The sequence below is a fragment of the Holdemania sp. 1001302B_160321_E10 genome (assembly GCF_015552275.1).
Lineage (GTDB): Bacteria > Bacillota_I > Bacilli_A > Erysipelotrichales > Erysipelotrichaceae > Holdemania.
In genome coordinates, this window is sequence record NZ_JADNEM010000015.1 from 65,157 (window position 1) to 83,368 (window position 18,212).

General features: G+C 51.8%; 13 protein-coding genes. 5 read left to right on the plus strand and 8 right to left on the minus strand.

The window, feature by feature from the left end:
• Nucleotides 1–94: 94 nt before the first annotated feature.
• Both I2D94_RS10475 and I2D94_RS10480 read right to left on the minus strand, forming a co-directional pair.
• Entirely contained in the window at nt 95–1,615 is a 1,521-nt protein-coding gene (locus I2D94_RS10475; protein WP_072686047.1) for an arylsulfotransferase family protein, read from the minus strand.
• Between the two features lie 164 nt (nt 1,616–1,779).
• Nucleotides 1,780–2,526, minus strand: a complete 747-nt coding sequence (locus I2D94_RS10480; RefSeq protein ID WP_072686049.1) for a carboxylesterase — start codon at nt 2,524–2,526, stop codon at nt 1,780–1,782.
• A 111-nt stretch (nt 2,527–2,637) separates the two neighbouring features.
• On the opposite strand from I2D94_RS10480, the gene I2D94_RS10485 reads away from it, so the two are divergent.
• Entirely contained in the window at nt 2,638–4,020 is a 1,383-nt protein-coding gene (locus I2D94_RS10485; protein ID WP_072686050.1) for an NAD(P)/FAD-dependent oxidoreductase, read from the plus strand.
• Nucleotides 4,021–4,087: 67 nt separating this feature from the next.
• Nucleotides 4,088–4,663, plus strand: a complete 576-nt coding sequence (pduL, locus tag I2D94_RS10490; protein ID WP_072686052.1) for a phosphate propanoyltransferase — start codon at nt 4,088–4,090, stop codon at nt 4,661–4,663.
• Between the two features lie 239 nt (nt 4,664–4,902).
• On the opposite strand, the gene I2D94_RS10495 is transcribed toward pduL, so the two are convergent.
• From I2D94_RS10495 to I2D94_RS10505, 3 genes are all read right to left on the minus strand, one after another.
• Nucleotides 4,903–6,258: a hypothetical protein gene (locus I2D94_RS10495; RefSeq protein ID WP_195396821.1), complete on the minus strand. Its 1,356-nt coding sequence runs from the start codon at nt 6,256–6,258 to the stop codon at nt 4,903–4,905.
• Between the two features lie 12 nt (nt 6,259–6,270).
• Nucleotides 6,271–7,275, minus strand: a complete 1,005-nt coding sequence (locus I2D94_RS10500; RefSeq protein ID WP_234973205.1) for a phosphodiester glycosidase family protein — start codon at nt 7,273–7,275, stop codon at nt 6,271–6,273.
• A 171-nt stretch (nt 7,276–7,446) separates the two neighbouring features.
• The gene (locus I2D94_RS10505; RefSeq protein ID WP_072686055.1) at nt 7,447–8,454 is read right to left on the minus strand and encodes an acyltransferase; all 1,008 of its coding nucleotides are present in this window, start codon (nt 8,452–8,454) and stop codon (nt 7,447–7,449) included.
• Nucleotides 8,455–8,649: 195 nt separating this feature from the next.
• On the opposite strand from I2D94_RS10505, the gene I2D94_RS10510 reads away from it, so the two are divergent.
• Nucleotides 8,650–9,438, plus strand: coding sequence for a ZIP family metal transporter (locus I2D94_RS10510; RefSeq protein WP_072686057.1), 789 nt, complete (start codon nt 8,650–8,652; stop codon nt 9,436–9,438).
• 154 nt (nt 9,439–9,592) lie between these two features.
• Nucleotides 9,593–11,464 carry a serine hydrolase gene (locus tag I2D94_RS10515; protein WP_072686059.1) on the plus strand — a complete coding sequence of 624 codons (1,872 nt, stop codon included), beginning with the start codon at nt 9,593–9,595 and terminating at the stop codon, nt 11,462–11,464.
• A 352-nt stretch (nt 11,465–11,816) separates the two neighbouring features.
• Here I2D94_RS10515 and I2D94_RS10520 read toward each other — a convergent pair whose 3' ends face one another.
• Nucleotides 11,817–13,421 carry a sensor domain-containing diguanylate cyclase gene (locus tag I2D94_RS10520; RefSeq protein ID WP_072686061.1) on the minus strand — a complete coding sequence of 535 codons (1,605 nt, stop codon included), beginning with the start codon at nt 13,419–13,421 and terminating at the stop codon, nt 11,817–11,819.
• A gap of 430 nt (nt 13,422–13,851) precedes the next feature.
• Here I2D94_RS10520 and I2D94_RS10525 point away from each other — a divergent pair, with 430 nt between their 5' ends.
• Nucleotides 13,852–15,531 (plus strand): FMN-binding protein, encoded by a 1,680-nt coding sequence (locus I2D94_RS10525; RefSeq protein WP_229056848.1) that lies wholly within the window; start codon nt 13,852–13,854, stop codon nt 15,529–15,531.
• Nucleotides 15,532–15,853: 322 nt separating this feature from the next.
• On the opposite strand, the gene I2D94_RS10530 is transcribed toward I2D94_RS10525, so the two are convergent.
• The gene (locus I2D94_RS10530) at nt 15,854–17,212 is read right to left on the minus strand and encodes a M14 family zinc carboxypeptidase (protein ID WP_195396825.1); all 1,359 of its coding nucleotides are present in this window, start codon (nt 17,210–17,212) and stop codon (nt 15,854–15,856) included.
• A 133-nt stretch (nt 17,213–17,345) separates the two neighbouring features.
• Complete coding sequence (locus I2D94_RS10535; protein ID WP_195396827.1) at nt 17,346–18,152, minus strand: pantothenate kinase; 807 nt, start codon at nt 18,150–18,152, stop codon at nt 17,346–17,348.
• Nucleotides 18,153–18,212 lie beyond the last annotated feature (60 nt).

Sequence of the window (18,212 nt, forward strand, 5' to 3'; positions counted from 1 at the left end):
AAAAACCACTTCTTTGCCTGGCTTTTTAATATGAAAAAAATGGAAGCAAAGTACGAGAATTCCAGTTCTTTCCTGTGGATGTAAAAACGCATTTCTACTTGAACTTCACAACCCGGTAGCTGTATTGTCCATACGCCGGAATCATTTCCGCAATGACCTCCCGGTTCTCAAAGTCGATCTCGCTCATTAAGGAATGGACGCTGCCCGTGCCCCAGCCGATCACATAGGTGTCCGCTTCGGTCTTCATCACCGAGCCGGTCGCAAACGAATATTTTCCCGCAACGATCCTTTCCTGAAACGATGTCACGGACTGATTCTTTTCATTCAGCTTGAATTCCAGAATCCGCGTCTGTTCGTTGGCGTTGCCGTTATCAAACAGAAGCAGTGTTCCCGCATCCGTCAGCTTGGCGTAATGCTGACGGGAGAACCGCTGGTCCTCGGTTAACCCGAAATCATCGCCCAAACCGCCTAAAGTCCAGAGAATCTCGCCGGTCTTCCGGTCGATCTTTAATACCTCGTCCAGATTGCGGAACGAAGCGATCACATGGCCGTCGCTTGGGTCGACGCACAGGCTGTTGATATGCGCGTAATCCGCGGCATAATAAGTATCGTTGGTATTGGTATAGTCGTTGTTTTCCACAGATTGTTTCAACAAGGCCGGATGATCGCTGCTGCACCACTCAAAGATGACCTCGTCATCCTGAATTTCCTGAATCAGCGCCGCCTTGATCCGGACATACCGCCGTTCACTGGACATCCATATATTCTGATCCACAGAACCGGTGATCAGATAATGATTTTCTCCCAGCATCAGAAATTCATGATTTTCACACATTCCGCCTGATGGCAGCGCCTTGGAAGGCAGAAGTTCAACTTGTTTAACCGGCTGATATTGATTATCCAGAATGTTGATGTGACCCACTTGCACGCCCCTGTATAACAGATGATTGGAGACATCTGCCGTTGGTTCAAAGAAGGAGTAATAGATAACGCCGTCAATTTCATGTTTTTGAAAGTTCATGACCGAGCCGCTCTTATTATAGAATCCGCGGTAGTAATACAACAGCTGTCCGTCATTATCCATTTTAAAGATGTAGGAATCGCCGTCATCATTCATCAGATCCCCATAGAAATCCCCTTCGCTGCGGCTGTGACCCGTAAACTGCACGGTCGGAAAGCTGTCCGGCAGCGTTTGAATGGTGACGCTGCGTTGGCAGTCTCCTTTGCGGATCGTCAGCGTGGCGGTTGTCTGCGGACTGAGCTGATCCACTTCGATCATGGCCGGGGATGACAGCTTCTGACCATTCCAGCTGAGCTGAAGATTCCGGTCGCTTGTCGTCCAGGTCAGGATGTTCGCCGTCTCACAGCTTAAGGACACTGGCGCGGCGATCGGTGCGGTTTGGGAGAGATCCAGCGAGAGCGGCAGACCATTGATCTGAATTTCCAGATCGCTGGTCGTCAACAGGTCGCCGAGATGGCTGCCGTCAGCGCTGATGCTGACAACACAGCCCGCAGCTTCCTTGGACGAAAAGCCCACAACAGCGAAAAAAAACAAAGCAGCGCCGAATAACCCCCAGGGTAAAATTCGAAGCAGAAGGGATCGATCCAATTTCATGTCTGTTCACCTCATGAAATTATTATAAAAAACAATCATGAATTTCGTGTGAAATATGTCATAAAAATGTAATAATTTCGAAATAAATGTTAAAAAAGAAATTGGCTATCCGCAGCCTGAGAAAAGACTGGGATAAACCAATTTCATATTTCATACGGGTAATTTTAATCTTCAACGGTTTCTGCCGCTGGCGTCGCTTTACGAATCACGATCTGATCGTTCAGATACAACTGAATCAAGGCGAGCGCTTCCTGACAGACACCTTCATCCTCAAACATCACATGATGACCATTTTCAATGATAAACATCTGTTTCTGCGTTGCCGGCATCCGTGAAAACGCGATTTTGGAACTCTGCGGGGAGACAATCCCATCTTGAGAACCATGAATTAACAACACCGGGCAGGTGAGCCGTGAAGCATAAGGCCGGAATTGAACGACCACGTCGATCAGCGTCTGAAAGAAATTCGCAGGCAGGCCGTTGAAGTTGGCGATCTCCTGCGGCGAATCCAGATGCGTGAAATGCGTGATCAGCGACGCCAGAATATTTCCGGTATTTTTCAGATTGATCAGATCGAAGGCTGGCGCGACCAGAATCAGCTTTTCCACCGGAAGCATCGAGGCGATCCAGCTGGCGATCACGCCGCCCATCGAAAATCCGCCCAGGATGACCTGACGTTGTTTTAACAGTTCCTTCTCAACGACGTGCAGCGCCCGGTTGGCCCACAGGATTCCGTTGGAATCCCTGGGATCTTCGGGATCGAAAAGCTCGGGCATGAGAATATCGTAATCATGTTCAAACGCTTTTTGAAACGCCTCCAGCTCGCCTGTCCGTTTTCTTCCAAAGCCATGCAGGAAGATGATGACCGGCCGTTTGGCGCGCGTTCCTTTCAGCTGTTTTTCAAGAATCATTTTGTTTCCTCCAATTTTGTCCTATTATATCATACAAACATTGGGAATCCCTCTTTTTTGTGCTAAAATGAAGGTCGGGAAAAGGTCTTAACAGAAAGGCAGGAATGAGGGTTGAATTGTAACAACAAGTATGATGTCGTCATCATCGGCGGCGGCATCGGCGGACTGATGTGCGCTTATCGCATTGCCGAGCGGGATCCAAAGGCGTCGGTTTTGCTTCTGGAGCGAGGATTGGATTTAGAGCATCGCCAGTGTCCGATCATTTCAGGAAAGGCGGATAAATGCCTGAAATGCGAGCCTTGCGCCGTAATGGAAGGCATCGCCGGGGCCGGCGCGTTTTCCGATGGCAAGTATATCATTTCAACGGAATACGGCGGATGGCTGCCGGATTTCATGGAACCGGCCAAGGTCATGGATTATATCGAACAGGCGGATCAGGTGCTGATGCGCTTTGGGGCGCAGAAGGAACGATTTGTGCCGAACGATGAATTAAAGCAGCTTTGCCTGCGCTACGATCTGCACATGCAGCAGGCGCAGCTGAAGCATTTGGGAACGGACGCCAACCTGAAGACGATGCAGCGCTTAGTCGACGATCTGAAGCAGCGCGTTCAGATTGAAACGCTGTGCACCGTCACGGATGTCAACAAGGAAACCCACGAGGTCTTCTTTACCCACCGCGGCAAGCAATACAGCGTCGTCGGCGATAAAGTGGTCTTTGCGGTTGGCCGGGCGGGCAGCCGGGTTTTCCTGGACTGGTGCAAGCGCAACGGCGTGGCCTGCGCGAACAATCAGGTCGATATCGGCGTGCGCGTCGAATTGCCGGCGATGGTGTGGGAACACTTCTCCAGGAAAATTTATGAGCCGAAGATCCTGTACCGCTCGAAAGCATATGGCGATACGACGCGGATGTTCTGCTTCAATGAGCGCGGACTGGTCGTTACGGAGAATACCGACGGCGTGCTGACGGTCAACGGCCATGCATACAAGGAGCTCGACCGCAAGACGGACAATTCCAACTTCGCTCTGCTCTGCACGATCCGGTTTACCGAACCGTTTAATGATCCGATTGATTATGCCCGCTACGTCGCCTCACTGGCGAATAAGATTTCCGGCGGCAGCGTGCTCGTGCAGCGCTTGGGCGATCTGGAAAGCGGCCGGCGTACGGATGAGAAACGCTTGAAGCAGTCGACGGTCAGACCGACGCTGAACGCCGTGCCGGGCGATCTGAGCCTGTGCATGCCGAAGCGCCAGCTTGACAACATCATTGAAACGCTGCACGCGCTCGATAAAGTTGCACCGGGTACCGCAAACTATGATACGCTGCTGTACGGCGTGGAATGCAAGTATTACTCCGCCCGTCCGGACTGCGTTGACTTTGAGATCAAAGACTGTCCGGGAATTTACGCTTTAGGCGACGGCGCAGGCTTTACCCGCTCGCTGTCCCAGGCGGCGGCCAACGGGCTGATCATCGGCGAAATTTTGACTAAAAAATAAATCAATTCCATTGCCGAAGGCCCATAAATTGACTATAATGAACATGAAAGAAAGAGGGAGTAAAATTATGTCAGAAGAAAAAGTATTAGTTGAAGTTTCCGCACGGCACATCCACCTGACCGATGCCGACGTTGAAGCTTTGTTCGGTCCAGGATACAAATTAACGGTCAAGAAAGAGCTGTCTCAGCCAGGTCAGTTCGCTTCCAATGAGAAGGTAACGATCAAGGGTGAGCGCGGCGAAATGAAGCTGTCCGTTCTGGGACCAACCCGTCCTGAAACGCAGGTTGAGCTGTCGTTGACGGATGCGCGCACGGTCGGTGTGAAAGCGATGATCCGCGAATCCGGCGATATCGAAGGCACACAGGGCATCACGATCATCGGTCCGGCCGGCTCGATCGAGGTTTCCAAAGGCGTGATCGCGGCGAAGCGGCATATCCACATGACTCCGGCCGATGCTGAAAAGTACGGCGTAACCAACGGTCAGATCGTTTCCGTTAAGATTGATACCGACGGCCGCAGCCTGACCTTCGGCGATACGGTTGTCCGCGTTTCTGAAAAGTACGCGCTGGCGATGCATATTGATACCGACGAAGCCAATGCAGCGGCGATTTCCGGTTCCGCCATGGGCGAAATCATCAAATAAGGCATCAGGATTTCAATTTTGTCTATCCCTTGAAAAAGCGGCGAGTCCGCTTTTTTTTGTGTGATTGGATGTTTGTCTGATCCTGAGCTTGCGCGTTCCCTCCGCAGCAGCGCCGCCTGCTCTGCCAAACAAGGTTCTGCACAGACAATTCCCATAAAGTGCGGCGAAGCAAAAAAAGAAAACCGGGATTTCCGGTTTTCCATGAGGAGGATTGTTTTACTGGGATGGTTGAGCTTTGCTTATTCCGTCTCCATCTCCGTCTCTGTCTCTGTCTCTGTTTCCGGCTGGCTTTGATTGGCGATCACTAGATTGCTGCAAAGCCATTTGCCGCTGACGTTTAAGAACGTCATCTGATACGTGTTGGAATAAGTCTGTGACTTCTCGCCTTCAATCGTGACGACGTAGTCGAATGAGATCGTGCCGGTGAAACCGACGTCCTCGCCATAGCTGATCAGATCGCTGATATGCATGTTATCGAAACGATACGAATCATGGGTGGAGAAGTACCGGTTGACAAAGCTGGAGATCGCTTTGTAATAATCTGTGCGGCGGTATAAATACTGCTGCAGATCAGAGAAGCGGGTGTCCTCGGAAATGTACTTCGCATAGGTCATCGCGGTGTCGCGGATGCGTGTCCGCATAATCTCTTCCATCGCTCCGTCCGGTTTTTCGGCGATATAGAAGCGATCCTGCAGCGCGTCCTTGACGACGCTGTATTTTGTATCGTCCTGAGTCGTAACGGCCGGGACGGTGACCAGATTGTCGATGTGATAACGGGTAACCAGCGGCGCCTGATTCAGATCGAATAAATTGGAATAGGCGTCGGAGCTGACGTTGCGCTCACTGATGTAATGCTCATTCAGCCGGATTCCGTTGACATAAACCTGCGCATCGCCGAAGACCTCGATGTAGAAATTGCGCGCGTCGATGACCGTCCGCACATTCCATTGCCGGGCCTCTTCATTGTAGATCAGCTCCAGCGTCGAGATTTTCTGCTTGTCGACGATCATGTCGTAATAGAGGAAGGTATCATTGGAGTAAGCCTTTTTGGAGAATACCGCCTTTTTCAGATTGACGTCCTCATAGATCGACTTCAGATACTCGATATAGGGCTCTTTCTCATTGAACTGCGTGAAGATCACGGTTGAGTTTTCATAAATCTTATCATAGTTGTTTGCCTGAAGCAGGTGAACGTAAGCGCTCATCGCGCCGTTGGGCGTACTTTTTTCGTAGTTTTCCAATACCTTCCACGTCAGAAACATGATCGCGCTGCCCAGAATCATCAAGGCTAAAAACAGTTTGAGCAGAAAGTAGAGGAACTGCTGGTTTGAAGAATTGATCTTCCTGCGCTCACGCTCGGAAGCTTCGCGAATCCGCTCGACCGATAAATGCCACAGATCGGTGGTTTCCTGTTTCCCGCCGATATGGCCTTCGGGACTGTGATGCAGGACGGCTTCGGTTTTCTTCTTTTTTTTCTTAACCGGCTGATCGGCCGCTTTAGCCGGTTTTGCCGGCCGCTTGGCGGTCTGGCTGCCTGCGGGTCTTGTCTTTTTCGGCGCGGCCGCGGTTTTTTTTTGTTCGTCGTTGTTGCTCATGAGGCCCTCCTATTATTTCACGATAAAGGCGGTCGGCACTTTGCGGTCGCCGTTCATGGAAACCACGTTGTTGATAATCTGACCGTCGTAGACCATGACGGACGAAGAACCGCCGTCCAGGTTCGCCGCATTCATTGCGCCGTATTGGGTCATGATGTCGATGCAGTCGGAATAGGAAGCGCCCAGACTGGTCGTCTGCCGTCCGTCGATGACTAACAACAGCACCGCGCCGTCTTCCCGCTGGCCGATGACAGTGCGCGGATTCACGCCGCCGCCGGTGCCGGTAACTTCAACCGGAACATAGTTGACGATGAAGATCGGTTTAAAAGTAACGGCGTCGCGCAGGCCGTATTCCAGCGCCTGCCGCCCTGTCATGTTGCCCACGATCAGTTTGTTCTGTTCATTGAAGCCGATGACCGAATTGTAATCATCCAGACTGCCGCTGACCAGCTCGCCGTCCTGAATGACGATGCCGTAAGGAATTCCGCCGGTTCCCTGACCGTTGGGATCGTCGAAGCCTCCGGCGTTGATGCCGGCGATCGCGTCGTTCGCCTTGACGTATTCCTCCACGAAGTACCCCTCGTTGCCATTGCCCAGGTCGGAATTGACCGCCAGATGGATTCGCGAAGGATCGTAGACGATCATCAGCTTCCCCTCATAGGTCGGACCCTTGATATCAATAATTTCAATTTTATCTTTCTTGCTTTCGTCAATCACGAAATCCGTTTCCGAATCGGTGATTTCATCCGTGTCGCTGACGGAGTTGCGGTTCATGATCGTTTCCATTTCCTCTTCCGAGAAAAACAGCCGGGCGATACTCTTTAACGTCCGGGTTTCCATCATCGTGCTCGTCAGCAGGTTGCTGACGGTGACTGACGGCCCTTTCAGCACGATCATAGCCGAGCCGTAAACCGTGATCATGCCGGCCAGGACAAAAACACCGGCGATCATATATGTTTTCTGTAAAATCGTAAAGGGTTTGATTTTCCGCGTGCGGTTTCGCTTTCGCTTTGCCACCCAATCCCACCTTTCTATCTGTTGGAACTTTTAGATTAATTGATCCGGCGAAAGTTTACATTCCGGCTCAGATCAGGCTTTTTAACAGATTCGTGTATCATTATAGTATAAAAGAGAGAAATTGTCATAGGAAAAAGCTTTCATTCCGCGAACACTTTTGTAAGGATCGGGCTATTTCAGAAACGGCAGCCATTTGCGGATGATCGCCGTCATGATCATCGTCAAGGGGAAAACAAAGCAAAACCGCACCGCGCCGTTGGTTAAATACAAGGAACCCAGCAAGATTTCGCCCAGCTCCAGAAACATCGCATGACAAAAATAAATGACGGTGCTCGACTCGCGCAAAGCTTTGAAGTTCAGTTTCCAGTTCAGTGGGATCCGTAATAATCCCGCGAACCAGTATAACGTAAACGGCACTGTCATGAAATACATGTTGTAATCCAGCGCCCAGTGAAAATGCCGCACGGTAAACGCCTCGATCACCAGCAGCCCAAACGCCGCGGCCGCCTTGGCAAACGGATGGCGGATCGCTTCTACCCGGTTCTGATCAGCCAGCGCCATGCCCAGCGCGACAAACAGCACACCGAAGAACAGGCCGTTGCGGGTCGTGAACATCAACAGAAAGTACGTGTTGACTGACTGCAGCAGGATTTCATTAGTGATCAGTCCGTGGTAGGTTTCGATCAAACCGAATAAAAACAACACGCCGCCGGTGATCAATAAAGCCTTCATTGAAAATTTTTTTAAAAACAGATGACAGAACACCATCGCGAAGATCAGCGCCGACATATACCACAGATGAAAGTAGGTGCCGATGTTGAACAGCGCGATCGGCAAGGCCGCCAGCCACAGCGCGCCGCTGATTTCCATCATGGTGCCCAGCTTGTGCATGCCGAAGGGGATGTAAATCACACTCCAGATCAGATACAGCTTGACTAACCGCTTGATATAGCTGCGGAAGTAATTCTCATCCTTGTGGCAGCGGCCGATCTGCATGAAATATCCGGCCGAAATAAAGAAAAACGGAATGACGATTCTTCCTAATATATTGCTTGTCACAAAGCCGAGATCCGGCCAGACTTCATAGAAGGGATAAGTGTGAACGACGATGACGAGGAAAGCACAGATAAATTTCATCATGTCGACGGCAGGATACTGACGGGTTTTGGCAGAGGTCATGGTATCGCTCCTTTAATCTACTCTGTTTTCATTAGGATACCACATTTAGGAAACCGGTGGGAATAAAACCTTCAGCTCTGAAAGAAAGATGAAAGAATTAAAGCCGGAAAGCGTCTGAATTGACTTTCTGCGCCGCTTTCTTTACAATGAATTCATAAAGTTAAATAAATCTAACAAACTCAAGGAGGAGTGAAGATGAATGCAATAGCTTATGCGGCCCTGGGCACCGGATTTACGTTTCTTCTGACTTCGGCCGGCGCGGCGGTCGTCTTCTTTTTCAAAAATCAGGTAGGCGGGAATATCCAGAAGGGATTTCTTGGCTTCGCGGCGGGCGTGATGGTCGCGGCTTCGGTGTGGTCGCTTTTAATCCCGGCGATCAGCGAGGCGGAGGCGATGGGCTTGATCGGCTGGGTTCCGGCGGCGATCGGCTTTGTCGCAGGCGGCGTGTTCCTGTATGCTCTGGATCATCTGCTTCCGCATCTGCATCTGGAAGAGAAACAGCCGGAAGGGCTGAGCAGCAGCTGGAAGAAGACGACGTTGCTGGTTTCCGCGGTGACGCTGCACAACATCCCCGAAGGCATGGCCGTCGGTCTGGCGTTCGCGATGGCGGCCCAGCATCAGGATCCGGCGATGATGTCGGCGGCGATGGCGCTGGCGATCGGCATCGGGATTCAGAATTTTCCCGAGGGCGCGGCGATTTCGCTGCCGCTGCGGCAGGAAGGCTTCAGCCGTTTTAAAGCATTTCTGTACGGGAGCTTGTCGGGGATTGTCGAACCGATCTTCGGGATTTTGACAGTGCTGGCAGCTTCGCAGATCGCCGGATTGATGCCGTGGCTGCTTTCGTTTGCGGCTGGGGCGATGATCTTTGTCGTCGTCGAGGAACTGGTTCCTGAAGCCCACCTGAGCGAGCATACTCATATTGGCACGCTCGGCTTCATGCTTGGCTTTCTGATCATGATGATTCTCGACGTCGCGCTGGGCTGAGCGAAGAAATAAAGAATGCTCGACAAGGCAGGAACGCTGACTTTTTCATTGCAGAAATAACCGGCAGGACAACCCCGGCGGCTGATGATGCCGTCCGTCCTGTCTTTTCTTTTTTGTTTGCGGTATAATGGAAAAAAATAAGGAGTGAAAAGATATGGATTGCGAATGGAGTAAAAGAACCTCGGATTTTTTAAGCATGACGCTGGCGAAGGACTATACGTCGGTTTCGTATGCTTTGCAGGTCAATGGCGAACTGGTCGCTGCGGACGCCCTGGGTTGGCAGGATCAGCCGGAAAACGTGAAGGCGGACACGCGCTGCACTTACAACGTGGCTTCGGTATCGAAGATTTACTGCACGGCGGCGGTGATGGTATTAGTCCAGCGGGGTCTGGTGGATCTGGATACGCCGGTCGTTCAGTATGTGCCGGATTTTAAAATGCTCGATGACGATTATAAGAAAATCACGGTGCGGCATTTGTTAAACCATGCCAGCGGTCTGCCGGGAACGCAGTGGAAGGGCTTTTCCGTCACCGCGCAGACAGAGCGGGATTATTATAAAGAAGTGCTCGACTATCTGGCGGTCAGTCATCTGAAAGCGCAGCCGGGCGAATATTCGGTTTACTGCAATGACGGCTTCACGTTGGCGGAAATTGTCGTGGCACGCGTCAGCAATCAGCGCTACTGCGATTTTCTGCGTGAGAACATCACCGCTTTAATCGGCGCCGAATCAACCCGCACGATTGAAGACCGCAATCCGGAATATCCGTTGGTCCATGAAAAGAAGAAACCGGCCGAGCTGTTGTTAGTCGAAGGCGCGGGCGGATTGACGACGTCGATGATCGATTTGTGCAAGTTCGGTCAGCTGTTCCTCTCTGAAAATCCTATTCTGACGGAAACGTCCAAGCAGGAAATGGCAAAGAAACAGGGCGTTTCCTTTCTGCCGCAGGATCAGAAAAGCCCATCTTATGGCTTAGGCTGGGATACGGTGTGTTTCAGCGATCCGGATTTTGACCTGGGCGAAGGCGTGCTGCGCAAGGGCGGCAACAGCTTTCAGTTTACCTCCCAGCTGATCGTCATCCCGAAGTACAACGCCGTGCTGGCAATCAGCGAAACGCATGACTGCAAGATCGACGTCACGCAGGCCGCGCTGCATATTTTAGCGCAGTGGCTGCTGGAAAAACGGGGAATTTCGATTTACCGCCGGGCACAGGCAATTCCGCAGGCAATTTCCGACGCCTTCAGCGGAACGTATCTGATGCCCAGCGCGATTGCCAAGGTCGCGATGCGGGGCGCCATCGCTCACTTTCAGGACACGCCGTTAAAAGCTCAGGCCTATCCGTGGGAAACCTACTTACGCTATGACGGAAGCCGCTGGATCGCCAGTGAAAAGGTGAATTATTTCTTTGCCGAAGCGCAGGGCGACCTGTATCTGATGAGCGGGATGAACGGTCAGACCTATCCGGTCGCAATGAAGGCGAAAGCCTTCAGCCCGTTAAGCGAAACCTGGAAACAACGGCTGGATCATCCGTATGTCGTTGTCAATCCGACGCCGGAGGATTTAGTCATCGGGGAGATCATGACCGGTTTTCGTCTGCAGGCGCTGCCGGACTTCGACGGCGTCCTCGTCGCTTCATTCAGCGGACGGCAGGGCAGTGATGTGTACAGCGGCGGCTTTGACGGCAGCTTTATACCGGCGGACGAAAATCATGGCCGGGGTTTCCTGCGCACCCCATGCAACGGCAGCCGGGATCTGATCGATCCGTATTTCTTCACGCAGAAAGAGGCGGAATTCTGCGATGTCGCGTCCTACCGCTATCAGCGGGCAGACACGCTGCCGGTCTATGAAGGGCAGGGCTTTGCCGATCAGCCGCAGACGTTCCGTCTGGATCATCGCTTTGATGGTACGCTGAGCGTTCCGGAAGGCCGGCGTCTGATGGTGCTGGATAACGATCTCAACGTAATCGGGGATACCTTAAGCGATGAAAAGATCCAGCCGGCAGAGGCGGGCTACCTGCTTTTGATCTGATGCTCAGAATTTTCACAATTTTCTTTTTACGTAAAAGGACAGGCGGAGGATTTTGTCAGCCATGTGAGGCTGGCGGTGAGAAAGGAAAGTAAAACGCTGAGCGGCAAGGTTCATTCCAGCCGTTCAGCGCTTTTTGCATTGTTTTTTAGCGAGTGAGATTTTTTAAATTCTTATGAAAAACAGACGATATGCCTTCTTCTCATTAAAATACTTGTTTTTTATGATCTGCTTTATATAAGGCGGTCTTGAAATTTGAAGGCATTCGCCTGACCATCAGGCGGCTCGCTGTCTGCTTGCGGCAGATAAACTGGTTGGAAACTTGCACCATCCGTCTCACATCAAATTCTGAGTCTTAAGCGTGCGCAAAGCCGCCGTCGTGAGTTGTTTTGGCTTGGTACAAGGCGGCGTCCGCGGTTTTCGCCAGCTGAGCGTAATTGCTTCCCCGGCGTGCGATCACCGCACCGGCGGATAAGGTGATGTTCGGCATGTGCCGGCGGGCGGATTCTGCTATCAACGTCGCGTTGATATCGCCGACGATCTTTTCGGCAACGGTGTAATCCTGCGTATTCGCGATAAAGATTGCAAATTCATCGCCATGCAGACGCGACGCAGAGTCCACGGTTCGAATACGGCCGATGATCATCTGCGCGGCCAGCTTGATTACCTCGTCGCCCATCTGATGCCCGTAATTGTCATTGATCGTCTTGAAGTGATCGCCATCCAACAGGATCAGAATACCGCTGTCGGTTTCCTGCATGCTCTGAATCTGATCTGTCACGTTCTGCCGGAACGATTTAAAATTCATCATGCCGGTCAAGTCGTCGATGGCCGCCGCTTTCTGCGCGGCTTTCAAGGCGATTTCCAGACGTTTCTGCGTCTGGCCCAGCTCGACGTAGGCCTGCTGCAGCTCGCGGGTGTTCCATTCCTTGCGGATGCGGCTCAATCCGTAAACCAGCACCAGTTCCAGCAATAAGAACGGAAGCAGCCAGACCTGCGCGGTTGCGGCGAGCATCGCGCCCAGCGGGACCAGAATCAGGATCTGATAATCTTTCCCGGGACTCAGATAACCATAAACCTGTTGGGAACCCAGCTTGATCAACATGGCCTGCTGCGGCCGGGCGAGCAGCTTTTGGAAACCGGCGTCCCCTTGTTGGCGGAAGTGGGCGAAGGCTTCGGCGGCGTCGGCTTGTTCTTTGGCTTTCTGCCACGCTTCAGTGCCTTCTTCCAACGTTTTGACCGCAGCCTGCGCCTGCTGCAGGGCAGCGGGGGCAAGAGCGGCGTTTGGACTCAGTGTGCTGCCCAGATATGTTTCTTCCGTACTCCCGATAATCGTGCCATTGGCGTCGTAGACCAACAGCTGTTCGTGCGCATAGCTGCCTAGCTCGCTGACTAACCGCTGGATATTGCCCATTTTGATATCGTAGGCGAAGACCGTTTTCTGATCCGGCTGCAGCTGCGAGATCGTCGAAAGAATATAATGGTTGGCATAGCTCATGTAGGGTGGCGTGAAGACGATCGCGCCCTGACCCTTGACGGCATTCTGATACCAGGGCCTGTCCTGCGGCCGGTAACCGGTGCTCTCATATTGCGAATACGGCGTATCCCAGCTGTAAAGATAGCGGTCCTGATACACCATGTAAACACCGTCGAAGGTGTCGCCCTCAATCGCCGCCAGCGGCCGGTCCAACGTTTTCAGATGGTCCCAGATGAAATCAGGATCCGGATGATCGCTTACGGTTTGCTGAAGCAGCTGCGCAAACAACTGGAATGAATGAGTGTAATCTGCCATGACGCTGCCGAGTTTTTCCTGAGCCTGCTCCCCATGATGCGTTAAGACTTGCTGAACGTGGCGTGATTCCTGGACGGCGATTAAACTGCCGGCGATCAGATTCACACCGAGGAAAAACAGAACGAGAACAAGCTGACGGTGCTGTACTTTGCTTTTTGACGCTTTCAATGAAACTCCCCCTTATTATAAAACACAGAAACGGCCCGGTTCGCGAGGCGATGCAAGAAAACGACAGCCATCGACATCCGGACGGCAGAAAAACAGAAGATGAGATATTGTATAAAAATCGGAGGGATCAAGATAATTTAATCATAGACCTTTGTTAGAAAAAAAGCCAATTTATTCTTACGTTATTTGAAATTTGTTCGATTACGAGCACATTTTAGCTTTTTTAAGGAAGTCAAAGAGACTGGATTACAAAATCCCCGGTCCCCGCAAAGAAAAAAAGTAAACGCTTTCTTCTATTCCCTATATCTAACCCTTCCTCATCTAGTGTTTATCCATAATAGTTCTATGTTAATCCATACTGTGTGAAGCAGACGGCTGTCCCGCCCCGCTTTGACATGCTATGCTAAAAACATCACAGGGAGGAAAAATTATGAAAAAATGGACTCGGCTTCTGGCCGCAGCCGTACTGTTGATATCCGCAGCGGCGTGCAGCACTCCGGAAGCCAAAACCGAAACGTTGGAAGGCAAAGGCAACGGGTTCGGTGGTTTGATCACCGTCACTGTAACGCGCAAAGATGGCAAGATCACAGACGTCAAGGCGGTGGGCGATCAGGAGACGCAGGGAATCGGCTCCCAGGCGATCGAACAGCTGCCGCAGGCGATCGTCAAGGCGAACTCCACCGACGTCGATAATGTCAGCGGAGCGACGTTCTCCAGTCAGGGAATTAAAGACGCAGTCAACAACGCGCTGGATCCGCAGACCTATCCGTATGTGGCAAAGGCGGAAAAAGAAGAACAGCCGAAGGAAGTCGTGGCATCCGATCTGAATCAGGGACTTGCGATCGTATCCAACGGCCGGTTAGGTCCGGGCAAGGATGATCAGGAAGTCTCCGTTTACAGCTTCAACGAAGTGGTGCTGAACGCTTTATTTGATAAGGACGGCAAGATTCTGGATCTGAATATCGACGAGCTGGAAGTTGCAACGCCGAATTATGACGGTGCGGATATGCCGCAGTTCTCCGGTTTCCCGGGTCAGGGTGGCTATAACTATGATGAAAATCACGATGGCAAGGTCGAAGGTAAGACAGCTGACAGCGAGGAACAGTTCTTGGCTGAGTTTGATACCTGGAAGACCAAGCGCGAACGCGGCGAGAGCTATAAGCTCAACAGCGGTACCTGGGCGAGTGAGATGGATGTTTTTGAACAGCTGTTTGTCGGTAAGACGGTCGCGGAAGTGGAAGACTGGTTTGCCAAGTACACCGATGCCAACGGCCGGCCATTGCAGGCGGAAGCCAAGAGCGATGAGGACAAGGCAAAATTCAGCGCGTTGAGCGATGAGGAAAAGAAGATGCTGGAAGACGTCCGCACCGGCGCGACGATCTCTTTAAAAGATGCGCACGGCGATTTTATTACGGCATTGAAAAAAGCGTATGAACTGCGCCAGCCGTTAGACGTCAGGGAAGCCGCGGCGGAAGGGCTGGGCGTCGCTTCCAACGGCCGTGTCGGACCGGGCAAGGATGATCAGGAGGTTCAGGTTTACAGCTTTAATACGCTGGTGGCCAGCGCGTTGTTTGATGCGGAAGGCCGGATCGTATCGTTGAAGCTGGATGAACTGGAAGTCGCGACGCCGAATTACGACGGTGCGGATATGCCGCAGTTCTCCGGATTCCCGGGTCAGGGCGGATACAACAATGATGAAAATCACGACGGCAAGGTCGAAGGCAAGACAGCCGACAGTGAGGAACAGTTCTTGGCTGAGTTTGATACCTGGAAGACCAAGCGCGAACGCGGCGAGAGCTATAAGCTCAACAGCGGCACCTGGGCCAGCGAAGCCGATGTGTTTGAGAAGTTGTTTGTCGGCAAGACGGTCGCGGAAGTGGAAGACTGGTTTGCCAAGTATACCGACGCCAACGGCCGGCCATTGCAGGCGGAAGCCAAGAGCGACGAGGACAAGGCAAAATTCAGCGCATTGAGCGATGAGGAAAAGAAGATGCTGGAAGACGTCCGCACCGGCGCGACGATTTCCTTAAAAGACGGTCATGGCGACTTCATCCAGGCGATTAAAAACGCTTACGAAAACCGTCGTCCGATCACATTGAAAAGCGAATAACAACCAACGGGAATCATCAGCTGGAAGTTTCAAATCACCCCTTTTAAACACGGGTATGATGGTTATTGGCGCAAAAAGACGAACTTCAATTTGTTCGTCTTTTTTACTTCTGTCATGACCAGCCCGAGGTTTGATCAAAACTGAGGATCGAAATTCTATCCCGCAATGAAGAGTGAGAATGGAATGAGTGTGGCGGCGATGCGAGTTCAGGCAGCCTTAGGCGCAATGACGTTTGATCGGGACTGCCGCCGCAAAAACAGCGGTGGATAAAAAAGAAAAATATAAAAAAGGAAAATCTGAAACACGATTTTCCTTTTTTCCTTTATTTAGAACGAAGGAGATCGGCCACGAGCATACCGCTTTCCAGCTGCACGCCGATCAGGCTGCGGATCGGAACGACAGAATAGTCGATGTCGTTTTCAAGTGCCGCCGCCAGAGTGTCAAAGCCGGCCTGTGCCTGATTCAGAGCGGTCTTGGCCAACTGCGGATCAATGTCGGTGTGCTCGATTGCGTAATTGATTGCGCGGACGCTCAGACCCCAGCTTAACAGTGTGTAGAAACGGGTGATGTCCAGACAGTCGAAGGCTTCCGATTCCTTGCACGGCTGCTGGTAAGCTTCCGTCTTTTTATAATAATCAATCTGCGCCTGCGTGGACGCGTCGTTTTTATCCACGGAAAGCAAAACGATCTTCGGGAATGGATTATCTTCGGTCAACCATGGTTTAACCGGTTTTAGGATCTTGCCGATCTGTTCGATCTGATCATGTTTGACCTGTTCGCCCTGGATCGCCGCTTCTGCCCGGGTGAACGGCATGATCGTATCGGATACAATTTTGCGGGAGAAGAAATACGGCAGCTCGGCGACCAGCGTGTAAGTGCCGTATTGCGAAGCATAATCGTCGGAGCTGGTGCCGCAGCTCATCATCTCTTCCGGATGTTCCATGCTTTTCTCATAATAGTCGTAGGAATCCTTGGAGCCGGTCATTTTGTAGCAGGCCGGGGCGTATTGGGTGACGTAAACCATTTCCGGTTCGCCCAGATTCAGCGGTACATTCTGCTTTTCCGCCGCCTTGTAGAAGCCGTCCCATAAGCTTGGCTCATCGCCGGATACATACCAATACGCGCCGCCGAAGCCGGCGTTGTGCAGCGAGTACATGAATTCCGGTTTGACACGGTCGATGATGTTCATCAGCACCTGAGTTTCCGGGATCGGCGTCGTCCAGCTGTAATTTTTATAGGTGAACGGGAATGTCCATTCTGCCTGTTCCGAACCGACCGGACGGAAGAAATTCCGGGCGTAATTGGTGATCGTAAACGGTCCCTTGAACCATCCTTCATTCAGCTTTGTGCCGTCGACGTCGATGCTTTTGATCAGATACCAGGTATACCCCAGTTCACTGCGCAGCGCTTCATCCTCGCATAAGCGGCGTGAGAAATATTCCAGCATCATCGCGCCCATTGGTTCGTTTGGATGCGGACAACCGAACATAAAGGCGTTTTTCGAGCCGTCGCCGATCTTCAGACAATAGATCGGATGGCCGCCGCGGGAAGTCCCTTCCTTTGTGACCGTGACCAGATCCGGATATTCTTCGGCCAGCTTCAGGGTGCTGGCATCCATTTCATCCACGGTCAGAAAATGATCGTAGGCCGGGATTTCGTCGATGAGTTTTTTAAAGTCCATACTTTGTTTCTCCTTTCAGCAAGTAGATTCATTTTATCATGGGTCATTCAGTTTGGGCGGCGCTTTCTGAAAAAAGAAAGACGAAAAAACGAAATCCTCCTTTTTCAACTGTAACAATTTTCAATCCGAAGTGTTAAGGAATTGCCAGCACCGCGCCCAACGCCGCGGCATAGACGGCATGCGCGGGAATCAGAAAGTTCACATTGTAAATCTGGCTCATTCTTTCATAAAGCGGTTTGGCCTGCGGCAAAGCCGTCAGAGCACCGGTCAGCACGATCGTCTGAGTGGTGTCCCGGCGCAAAGCCAGAATCGCCATGACGCCGATGGTTTCCAGAATCATATTGATCACGCCCGCCGCCTGATCTGCAGGACTGCCGATGGAGTTCAGCTTTCCCAAATTGGCGGCCGTCAGATTGGCGGTCAGCGACTGTGTTTCATCGCGGGTCAGATCGCCCACCTTCAGATCGACATTTTTCAAATTACCGGACCCGGCCAGCTCAATAAAATCGGCCAGCGCGGCAGTTCCGTTTAACCGCAGCGCCAATCCCGCCAGGGTTCCTCCGCCGACGCCGGTTCCGCCGATGTGGCTGATCTTTTCATGATCAGCCCGAACCAGCGCTGTCCCTGTGCCCATACTGACGGCCAGAATGTCCCATTTCTTTGACAAAGCCTGCGCACCCCGGCCCACTGCCTGCATTTCGTCGATTTTCAGCCAGCCTGGCCGATCTTCGATAAATGAGCTGCCGACTCCTGTTAAAGCAATTCCGGATACCGTCTGATTGCCGCAGTGTGACGCCAGAAAATGACTGAGCGCAGCATCCAGTTTTATCGGACTGCGCAATGCGGCCAGCTGTTTTTCGGCCACAATTTGACTGCCGGGGTGAACAGCGATCAGTTTTGTTGTGGAACCGCCAAGGTCAATTCCGATTCTGATAGTCATGGGTTATCCCCCGTTTCTGTTCTCTTATAATAAGTTAGTTATATCGTGGACTGTAAAATT